The organism is Pantoea cypripedii (genome assembly GCF_011395035.1).
Lineage (GTDB): Bacteria > Pseudomonadota > Gammaproteobacteria > Enterobacterales > Enterobacteriaceae > Pantoea > Pantoea cypripedii_A.
Genome location: NZ_CP024768.1, coordinates 1,079,468 through 1,089,224 on the forward strand (window position 1 = coordinate 1,079,468; position 9,757 = coordinate 1,089,224).

A 9,757-nucleotide genomic window follows, 5' to 3' on the forward strand; every position below is an offset into this window, starting at 1 on the left:
CCTGTCTTAAACAGGTTGGATATATCTGAACGAAAAAATTAATGTTGGTATGCTTCTGGCTGATAAAAAAGAAAAAGGCAGCCTCAGTGGCAGCCCGCGTTCAGACATTACTTTCTTTTCTGCCCGTCATCATCACATCTGGCATTGTTATCGCGATGCGGCACAGATGCCCAGCAAACGGTTGCAACTGTTTTCAATCCATGTGGAATCGAACTGGAAGATGAGACGACAGGGGAGAGTAATCTGATGTCGCTGAGCGAATATCGCAATAGTCACTAAGGGGCGATTGGTTATATGATCATCACTCTGCACTTAGCGGGTGCAAAAACGTTGACGCGACAACGTGCCAACGTATAATTCGACGCAACCGCATATGCGCCCTTAGCTCAGCTGGATAGAGCACCGGCCTTCTAAGCCGTAGGTCACAGGTTCGAATCCTGTAGGGCGTGCCATCTCCTCTTCTTCTTATCTCCTTTTTAGTCTGTGAATCCCCTGGCAACCCTTGTCATTGCTGCATCCCCGGTCTTTTAATTTCTATTCAGTACCGTTAAAAACTTTACTTTTAAGGGGGCATCATTGGGGGCACTGGCCTGTTCAATGGAGTGAGATGCCCCCACATGAAGCTCAACGTCCGTCAAATCGAGGCCGCCAAACCGAAAGAGAAAGCCTGGAAACTGGCTGACGGCGGCGGTCTGTACCTGGAAATCTTCCCCAGCGGTGGCAAAAGCTGGCGGCTTAAATACCGTTATGCAGGAAAAGAGAAGCGCGTGGTCTTCGGCCTCTATCCTGCGGTGTCGCTCGCTCAGGCGAGGGGCAAACGCGAAGATGCGAAAAGGATACTGGCAGCCGGTGGCGACCCCGGCGCGCGGAAGCAGGAAGAGAAGCAGGCGAAAATCCTCGCGGCCTGTAATAACTTTGAAGCGCTGGCACGGGAGTGGCATGAGTACAAGCGCGTGGGCTGGTCAAAGGGCTATGCAAACGACATTCTTGAATACCTGCGCAAAGATATCTTTCCCCATGTTGGCAAGATGCCGGTCACTGAAATCAAACCGACCCGAATGCTCGAAGTGCTGCAGAAAATGGAGCGGCGCGGCGTGCTGGATAAGCTGAAGAAAACCCGTCAGGCGTGTAAGCAGATTTATGCCTACGCCATCATAACTGGCAGGGCAGAGTACAACCCGGTGTCTGATCTGGCCGGTGCGCTGAAATCCCCGAAGCAAAAGCATTTCCCTTATCTGCTGCACAATGAGCTTGGTGAATTTTTAAGGGCGCTGTGTGGTTATGGTGGCAGCATGGTTACCCAATACGCCACGCGGCTGCTGATGCTGACAGGGACGCGTACCATTGAGCTACGCGCCGCCGAGTGGGTCGAGTTCGATTTACATAAAGGCATCTGGCAGATCCCCGAGGAGCGCATGAAGATGCGTCGCAAGCATGTTGTGCCGCTATCCCGGCAGGCTATTGAGTTGCTGGAAGAGATTCATCCGCTGACCGGGCGAGGTAAGTATGTGTTTGCAGGGCGCAATGACGCCGGTAAGCCGATGAGCGAGGCCACGATTAATCAGGTGATCAAACGGGTTGGCTATGATGGCAGGGCTACCGGGCATGGGTTCCGGCATACCATGAGCACGATTTTGCATGAGCAGGGGTATAACTCGGCGTGGATTGAAACCCAACTGGCGCACGCGGATAAGAATACGATCCGCGGGACGTACAACCATGCGAAGTATCTGGATGGGAGGAGGGTGATGCTTCAGTGGTATGCGGATTATTTGGATGGGTTGAGGGATGGGGTTTAATTAAAAGGAATAGGGTTATGGCTGGGGTAACTGTTTATTTTTCATGGGGTTTTATGTATGTGCAGGCTGAGGGGAAAGAAAGGTTGGCGATTCCGCTGGAGAACTTTCCTCGTTTGGCGGCTGGAACGCCTGAGCAGAGGGATAAATGGCAAATAGCGGGAGCAGGACAGGGGATTCACTGGCCTGAGCTGGATGAGGATGTTTATGTTCCGGGGCTGTATGAGGGGAAGAAGCGAGGATGAGACTTATAAAAATGGATGGTTTTATTTGCAGTAACTAATATTGTATATATGATTTTTTCTGGTGTTATGGACGACATTTTCCATGAATTTTCACTGAATATATATGGTTAAATTATATTATTAATATTTTCTACTTCTATGTGGAGGTTAACACTGCAACCCAGCGGTCTGACGAGTTTTGCCGTACTCCATTCTTCCTCATGTTACTGCTCAAGTATTAGTTGCGCCTTGCCGAGACAGATATATGCAATATCTGGATTGCTACTTCTTAGCATTATGCTAAAGCCAAGTGCATCAGAATAGGGAGTGCAGGGAGGCAGAGAAATCCCTTACGGTCATTACTTCTATGTGAGCTGGTCATTGGGGGCAACACGGTTGGACTTTCTGAGCTTCGGTACGCTCGCGCCATGTACCTGCTTCGGGGTGGTTGAGCGAACGATTTCATAGACTTTGGGTCCGTCCTAAATTAAATTGGTAAGAAAAATTAATAGTGATTCGAGTCATCTCCACTAGAAGGATGGGCTTATCAATGGGAAGTAATATTTTAGGTCATGCTCAAAGAGAAACTTCAGGGGCAACTACATTTGGGAAATATAATTTCCAATATCATTGGGCTTTATGCAGAATAATTGAAAAGCATAAGTCCAATTCTGACTATGCATTATTAATTGAACATCATGAGGATGTTGTTATAGCAGATTCATTGTATGGGAATTTGGCAAGATTTGAATTATTTCAAGTAAAGAACACTGGGAATCCCTATACTTCTGACGCCCTAACTAAACGAGAAAAAGGTGCTAATGGGCCTAAGAGTTCCATTTTAGGCAAGCTATTAAGCTCATGCATAGGTACTGATTATGAAACACGAATTACGGAAATAGGTCTTGTATCCTCAAGTGGTTTCTCGTTAGATCAAAAAGATAATAAGTTAAAGCTAGATATTATAACTTCAGGTGACCTTAGCGTAGATTGTCTATCGGGATTGACTAAGAAATTAAAAGCTGAGCTTGGGATAGACATCCTGCCAGAACATCTGAAATTCATCGTCCCAAAAATAAAGCTCGAGAATCAAGAAGAATTTGTTATTGGCAGGTTTGCTGAATTAGTAAATGAAATATTCCCAAATAGTCATTGTAATGCCGTCAATATTTATAGGGCAATCATCGATGAGATTCATCGCAAAGGGCAGAATACTTATGACTTTACTGTATGGGAAAAAATGGTAGAGGATAAGTCTCTCACATCTCATAAGGTAAAGGATGTCATAGCAGTTAACACAACAAGCCCAAAATTTGAAGACTTTGAGAAAGACTTTGAGTATTTGGCTAAAAATGACATGAAATGGAACACCTTAACCTATCTAAAAATTAATAAAAGAATAAAAAAACTCTTCTTACGCCGAGTCGGGCATGCTTCAGCTTTTGATATGAATATAATGAGAATAGCTCAGCGGGCGCTCAGTAGTGTTCCAGAGCAAGGCTTTACAGAAACTAGGGATTACATAGAGTCAGTTATCGTGAAAGCTAAAGAACTGAATATTGAAGCTCAAATTCCAGAATATGACGATATACTTTGCGAGATAATTTACTGTTTTTTAAAGGTGATACATGAATAATATAAGAAACACAAAAGATCACTATAAATTATTAATTCGAAACTTAAGGAACAAGAAAAATGAGAAGCTTGACATTTCAACGATTGGTTCTGATATCAGATTCGAAAAGACTTGCGAATCAGTTCACGTTCCCGAAGAGATTGAATCTAATTACCGGAAAAGATAACAGTATTGGTAAGTCCACCCTAGCCAAGAGCTTACTGTGGTCTCTAGGATGCGACCCTGTTATCGATGAAGAATGGAAATCAAATGATATTAAATCTATCTTATATTTCACTATAAATAAAAAAGAATACTTTTCTTGCCGAGGAGGCCACTCAATAATTTTGGGTGCGATCGGTGGTGAAGCGAGAAGATATATGCATGTAACTGGTGATTTTTCAAAAGACCTATCAGGTCTTGTTAGCTTTAAAATGAAACTTCCAAATCGTAGTGATGGAAACTTAGAAACGCCTCCACCAGCCTATTACTTTTTACCATTCTATATCGATCAGATAAAAAGCTGGAGTTCACCTTGGGATTCATTCGAAAAACTAGGTCAGTACGCCAACTGGAAAAATTCGTTAATAAAATACTTTACTGGTTATCTTAAGCCAGAGCATTTTGACATTGAAGAAAATATTCATGAATACAGTGAGGTCAAAAAGGAATCAGCAGAAAAAATAGAGAAACTCCAAAGCGCAGTTGAAGTTATAGTTGATAATTCAGCCGATGCTCCCATAGCCCTAGATAATGAGGAATTCAGTAGAATTCAGGAAGAGATAAACACCGAGCTTCACGAATTGATCGACTACCAAACTAAGCTTTATGATGCTCAGGCTACGATCACTTCAAATATTTATGATCTCGAAAGGCAGTATGAGTTAGCTACCAGTTCTGCAAGCGAACTTGAAGAGGATTATAAATTTGCGGTAGAGTCCATTCCTACGGATAATTTAGAGTGCCCATTGTGTGGTACTCTTCATGATAACTCACTGCCTAACAGAGCTTTGCTTCTATCAGAAAAGGATTCGCTACTTGATGAGGCACACTCAATAGCATATAAAATATCTGAACTTAAATCATCATTAGCTAAATTAAATGAGGGTGCTCAGTTTGCTAGTAATGAAATTGAAAGAATAAATAAGAAGTACATTACCGATGACAATTCGAGTGAAAAAGGTCTCATTGCGCAAGTAATAGATACTATATCCACTGAAAACGTCTCAAGAAACATTCAAGTTAAAATTGATAGTGAAGATCTCAAAATCAGCAAAGCCAACATCTCCATCACGGAATTAAAAAAAGACCAGAGAAAACTTCTTACAACTAAAGAAAAGGAAGAACTGAACTCTTCCTTTATGTCAAAACTGCTGGGAAACATTGAAGCGCTAGGTTCAACAGGAATAGATCTTAGCAAAGTAAAATCGCCCACTGATTACAAAAAGTTGCTTGGTGGTGGTGCTGCTGAGGCCGCCAGAGGATTACTTGCTTATCAACTCTCTGTGCTGCAACAAATACATGGTGCTAAAACTTGCATAGTGCCTCCTTTCGTCATTGATACGCCTAACCAGCAAGAGCAGGCGGGACACCGTTATGAAACCGTCATTAAAGAACTAATGCGTAGTGTCCCTCAGGATTATCAGATAATACTGTGTGCAATGGAGAATGATGCATTAAATGAATTCAAACATGATGCTAATGTTATTGAGTTAAATTCAAATAGGATTTTAAATGCTTCACAATATGATTCTTTGAGAGCTGAATATAAATCCATTCAAGCGAGAGTTGCGGACCAAAATGAGGAGGAGTAAATCAAGTTGCTCACTTAATCTTCATTTTAGCTTGTGATATGCTGTCAACTATATGTAATATGCTTAGCGTTGTCCGAAAATAATAAGGTGGCGCTAAGTAAATATTCACTAATCGTCCTGTCGATTCACGGAAATATTTAATTAACTTAGAACTTAGAACTTAGAACTTAGAACTTAGAACTATAAATACCTTTATATCGTACTCTGTAATCTGTGTTGCCATATAGTGCTGCAACGTTCCAATGATTTCTGCATAATCATCTACGGTCTATCCCAATAGATTTGGCTCGTTTGGTCAGCACAGGACTATGCTTGAGGATCTTTAACTCACTATCGATGTGATGTTAAACTGGGTGATATTTTTTCCTTGCTGCTTTTTTTGGTGTCCTTCTTGGACTTCACTTTGTATCGCTTCATAGTTCTTTACTCCTTAGAAATCGTCTTCAGCTAACAGGGTATACGGGTTCAGTTCCGGTAGGGGGGGCGGTCATTGTTCTCATCTTTTTTGACTGACACAACATACATCAGATGGTTTTTGCGAGGCCAGTACTCAGATAATATGGATAAATATAATCGGGTAATCAGACAACTTTATTATCAGCCGTAAAGTATCAATGTCAGATTATCGCTCAAAGATAGCCCAAGATCTTGCTGTGAGTGATTTTCCTCAAAACTTGGTGATGCTGGCATCACGGTACATTAATTAGCTAAGAGGCAGCTCACTCTCCCTGAACATCTACAGAAAAATTTATAGGCTGATAATATGATGAACAGCAGGTTTCTGCATTCTAGGCTTTGGATTTTATTTCTTATGCCTCTATTACATCCTTAGTGCCACTATCACAGTATACAGGTTTAAATTTATCGGAAACTTCAAGGGGAATTTTATAGGTATTAAACCAAGTCCGAATCCGATTGCTAAATCAATAGGAAAAGAAGATAAACGACAACGTGTCATACTTGAAAAAAATCTCAACCTCCCATCTAAAAGAACATTATCACAAGAAAGGCGAATAACTACCCATTGTGTGAAGTATCAGACACCAAAGGCATAGATATCATCTATGCTTGACCGGGTTGTCCTCGAACTCGTAAAAAATATAGTGTGCCTATGACGGAAAAATTTCCTAGAGTATATAGTATAGGCGCTCTGCCAGAGGAGGGCAGTCAAGTTATCACATTATGACAACATATAAAAGAGGACGTAAATTGGTTTCATTAAAACACATTTTAACCATGAGTATGGCAAAGAATATCTATCTTTTCCTGACAGGATCAGGGGTAGTTGTTTTTATGTTCTATTGTATGCGAATAGACTTTTTCCCTACCGGGTTATCTCTGTCAGACGTGATTTTCTTCCTTATGGTAATAACTTCATTTTCACTGTTCTTGGGATTTTTTCTGTTGCTCTGGTATTCCATGTCGGTTGTCGCTTCCAATCTTTTTATGAGGAGTATTTTACTGATTCTCAGCAGCAAAAAGACTAAAAGTGGGAGGTTATTTTACAGCATGAAAGGAACATATAGAATGGCAAGAAAGTTGAGCATTTATGACCCTCTATTGGGTCATCTTTTAGTCTCACTCATTGGAGGGTTTGTCATTTTTTCAGCAATTAAGTCTGGAAAGGTTGAGGCTCAGTCTGTTTTTTTGTCAGTGTTTATGACGGCGTTTTTAATTACATTAATTCCAAATATTTATTTCGATAGAAAGGTTAGGAAAGAGAACAAAAAAAAGTACGCATTATCAATTAGTGCCTTTATTATATTTTTATTTTTTATTCTCTCCGGTATGCCTCCTCTGCTCAGTGATGCAGGAATGAGTTTCATTGGAGTACGAAAATCCAACATAACTGTAATTTTACAGGGAAAAGATTTGGAAATGGCCAGATACTTAACAGGGAATCAGAATCAGACTTATTTTAAGGGAGATGCAATTTTTACAGGTGTAGGTACTACTTCATTGCTGGTCATCAACCACAGAAGAATGATCGTAAGTAATGAAAGTTTGTCCCTCTCATTCTGACTAAATCAATTAGGTAATAAAATGGACAGCTCCTTGCACCTATGTAGGTGACGCGAGCGCCCACTTCTCCGCCCTGAGGTGCTCGGAAAGCTTTTTATAGTGACAGTAAGAGCGAATCCCGCTCTTTGGGGCAAGGCCAGTATTTCCCCCATTTTGAACCCGCTTTGTAGGCGCTCCACCTTTCCCCCACTTCATTTTTCCATATTTCCATAACTTGTTGTTTATAAGAACTTTTCAAGACTTCCACCACTTGGCGTATATATACAAATGGGGTGTGGGGGAAATCAGCCCCAAAAGCGGTTACTGATACTGATTCCCCCACTTACCTCCCATTTAATCCCCCACTTTAAGATCCTGACGAAGTGGTCTGACATGTTCACCGTCGCAAATTACCAGACCTTCTCTTACCAGTTTTTCCAGCCAGCGGTTAAATTTTTTGGAAACATCGAATCCCATTTTCCTCATATCATCACGAAGCAAAGCACGAGTGCATGGTTCACCGTTGGCCGTGCGTTTACGGATCGCTTGCCAGAGCGCCAGATGATTTTCAGTCAGACGTGAAATTCCGGCCAATTCTGGATTGCTGTCATCATCTGCCTCACTAACTGGCCTTCCTTCATCTTTCAGGACCAGAGAACTGACCTGGTCGCCATCGTTGTCGATATAGAGATCTACAGGGAAAAGATCGTAAGCCTGGCGGGGCGGCTCCTCTGCATCCTTCATCTTGGTGCAGCTGAGGATCAGCGCACCGCCTTCACCCTCCCGACGCACATTGAATTCAACATCTAATGCAGCCCGGAACGCACTGGAACCACGCGCGCCTCTCTCCTGATCTTTCCCGGAATGATGAATAATCAGTACGGTGGCCTGAGTTGCTGCCTTGATGTAATCACAGCCCTGAATAAATGCGCCCATATCTTTGGCCGCGTTTTCATCAGAACCACCAAAGCAGCGGGCGAGGGTGTCGAGGATAATCAACCGCACTGGCATGCCGGTCGCTGCTTTCACGTCATTGGCCGCTTTGATCACCTGCTGCACGCTCTCCGGGCTGGCCGGGAAGATAGGGCAATCGACACGATACAGCGAATCGATAGGGCTTCCACCATTCAGCGTTTCTTCCCATGCCCGGATACGGCGGGGAACACCGATACCGCCTTCGCCTACTACGTAAATCACCGCGCCTTGCGTCACCGGTTTGCCTGCCCAGGGTTTCCCGGTGGCGATATGGCATCCCCAGGATACAGCGAGGAACGATTTATAAGACCCGCTGGCACCATAGGCGCTGGTGACAGATGAGCTTGGCAGGTAGCCTTTAATCAAATAATCCTGACGGGTATCAAAGCCATCAGAACCCTTGCGCAGTGGCAACACGGTACTTAACTCCATGTATGTTTGCTCCATGCGGGTGAGTGGGATTTCAGTACAATCAGGTTGATACATCTGTTCCTGAAAGGCAGTTTTGACGGCATCAATTCCATACTGTTGGCGATAATCATCCCAATCGCAGGCAATATCACCGGGAGGAAAAGACACCCAGCCATTCACCGCCTGAGCTGCCAGCACTGCCTGCTCCATACCGGTATTTGCCGAGCCATCTGAATTCAGGTCATGATCGCCAGCTAGGATAATGCAGCTATCGGGATAACGTTTTTTCAGGGCCAGAGCGACATTACGCAGGTTATTGGCCGACATCGCAGCAACCACCATATTGTTCGCCACCAGGCTGAGGGTTAATGCCGTGGCGTAACCCTCGGTAATGACGATGGTTGTGGTTTCATGGGATGTGTTGAGTGCGATAAACGCACCTTTCATCTGCGTACCTGGCAACAACCGTTTTTCTCCTCCTGCATTGATCAGCTGTGCACCCACAAGTTCGCCAGTGATGTTTTGAACAGGCAGAATCAATGCGTCATGGCCAAACGTAGCTCCCCCCACGGTCAGGGGGCTTTGGGCGTTAAGCATCGTGGCATTGTGGAGGTGTCCTTTGCCTGCCAGGTAAGGACTTTTACCCTCGCGGGCTGCCGAGAGTAATCGTTGCGCTCGCTCCCCAATCGGGCGAAGCGGCGCTTTTTCCCTGGCGGGCGTAGTTGATGGGGCTAAGGTCAATCCGGCAACTAACCTGGCAGCAGATAACAAATCACAAGCATTGGCCTTTGCAACCAGATCGAGTCCATCACCGTGACGGCACTGATTACAAATCCAGGTGCCACGACCCTGTTTGTCATCGAAGCGGAAACGATCTTTACCGCCGCAGATGGGACAGGGGCCATGCTTATTGTTCTCAGG

Annotated in this window: 6 protein-coding genes, 1 tRNA gene and 1 pseudogene; 6 read left to right on the plus strand and 2 right to left on the minus strand. The window is 43.8% G+C overall.

Annotation, left to right across the window (positions count from 1 at the left end):
* The first annotated feature begins 375 nt into the window (after positions 1–375).
* The 6 genes from CUN67_RS04935 (at position 376) to CUN67_RS04960 (ending at position 7,471) form a co-directional block, all read left to right on the plus strand.
* Positions 376–452 (plus strand) — tRNA-Arg (locus tag CUN67_RS04935).
* Between the two features lie 165 nt (positions 453–617).
* A complete protein-coding gene (locus CUN67_RS04940; protein WP_208714252.1) occupies positions 618–1,799 on the plus strand; it encodes a tyrosine-type recombinase/integrase in 1,182 nt (393 codons plus the stop codon).
* 17 nt (positions 1,800–1,816) lie between these two features.
* A complete protein-coding gene (locus tag CUN67_RS04945; RefSeq protein WP_208714253.1) occupies positions 1,817–2,041 on the plus strand; it encodes a DUF2442 domain-containing protein in 225 nt (74 codons plus the stop codon).
* A gap of 529 nt (positions 2,042–2,570) precedes the next feature.
* Positions 2,571–3,656 carry a DUF4297 domain-containing protein gene (locus CUN67_RS04950; RefSeq protein ID WP_208714254.1) on the plus strand — a complete coding sequence of 362 codons (1,086 nt, stop codon included), beginning with the start codon at positions 2,571–2,573 and terminating at the stop codon, positions 3,654–3,656.
* 59 nt (positions 3,657–3,715) lie between these two features.
* The gene (locus CUN67_RS04955; RefSeq protein ID WP_208714255.1) at positions 3,716–5,449 is read left to right on the plus strand and encodes a hypothetical protein; all 1,734 of its coding nucleotides are present in this window, start codon (positions 3,716–3,718) and stop codon (positions 5,447–5,449) included.
* Positions 5,450–6,976: 1,527 nt separating this feature from the next.
* Positions 6,977–7,471, plus strand: coding sequence for a hypothetical protein (locus tag CUN67_RS04960; RefSeq protein ID WP_208714256.1), 495 nt, complete (start codon positions 6,977–6,979; stop codon positions 7,469–7,471).
* Positions 7,472–7,804: 333 nt separating this feature from the next.
* Here the strand turns inward: CUN67_RS04960 and CUN67_RS30340 are convergent, their stop codons facing one another.
* Together CUN67_RS30340 and CUN67_RS30345 are read right to left on the minus strand one after the other, a co-directional pair.
* On the minus strand, positions 7,805–8,872 hold the full coding sequence (locus CUN67_RS30340) for a helicase RepA family protein (protein ID WP_439332279.1): 1,068 nt from the start codon (positions 8,870–8,872) through the stop codon (positions 7,805–7,807).
* 81 nt (positions 8,873–8,953) lie between these two features.
* Positions 8,954–9,757: pseudogene (locus CUN67_RS30345) on the minus strand (primase-helicase zinc-binding domain-containing protein); the annotation flags it as partial.

What these genes read in the sequence shown, in the direction of transcription:
- CUN67_RS04940 (WP_208714252.1), top strand. Translation starts at nt 618, where the DNA reads ATGAAGCTCAACGTCCGTCAAATCGAGGCCGCCAAACCGAAAGAGAAA.
- CUN67_RS04945 (WP_208714253.1), top strand. Translation starts at nt 1,817, where the DNA reads ATGGCTGGGGTAACTGTTTATTTTTCATGGGGTTTTATGTATGTGCAG.
- CUN67_RS04950 (WP_208714254.1), top strand. Translation starts at nt 2,571, where the DNA reads ATGGGAAGTAATATTTTAGGTCATGCTCAAAGAGAAACTTCAGGGGCA.
- CUN67_RS04955 (WP_208714255.1), top strand. Translation starts at nt 3,716, where the DNA reads ATGAGAAGCTTGACATTTCAACGATTGGTTCTGATATCAGATTCGAAA.
- CUN67_RS04960 (WP_208714256.1), top strand. Translation starts at nt 6,977, where the DNA reads ATGGCAAGAAAGTTGAGCATTTATGACCCTCTATTGGGTCATCTTTTA.
- CUN67_RS30340 (WP_439332279.1), bottom strand. Translation starts at nt 8,872, where the DNA reads ATGGAGCAAACATACATGGAGTTAAGTACCGTGTTGCCACTGCGCAAG.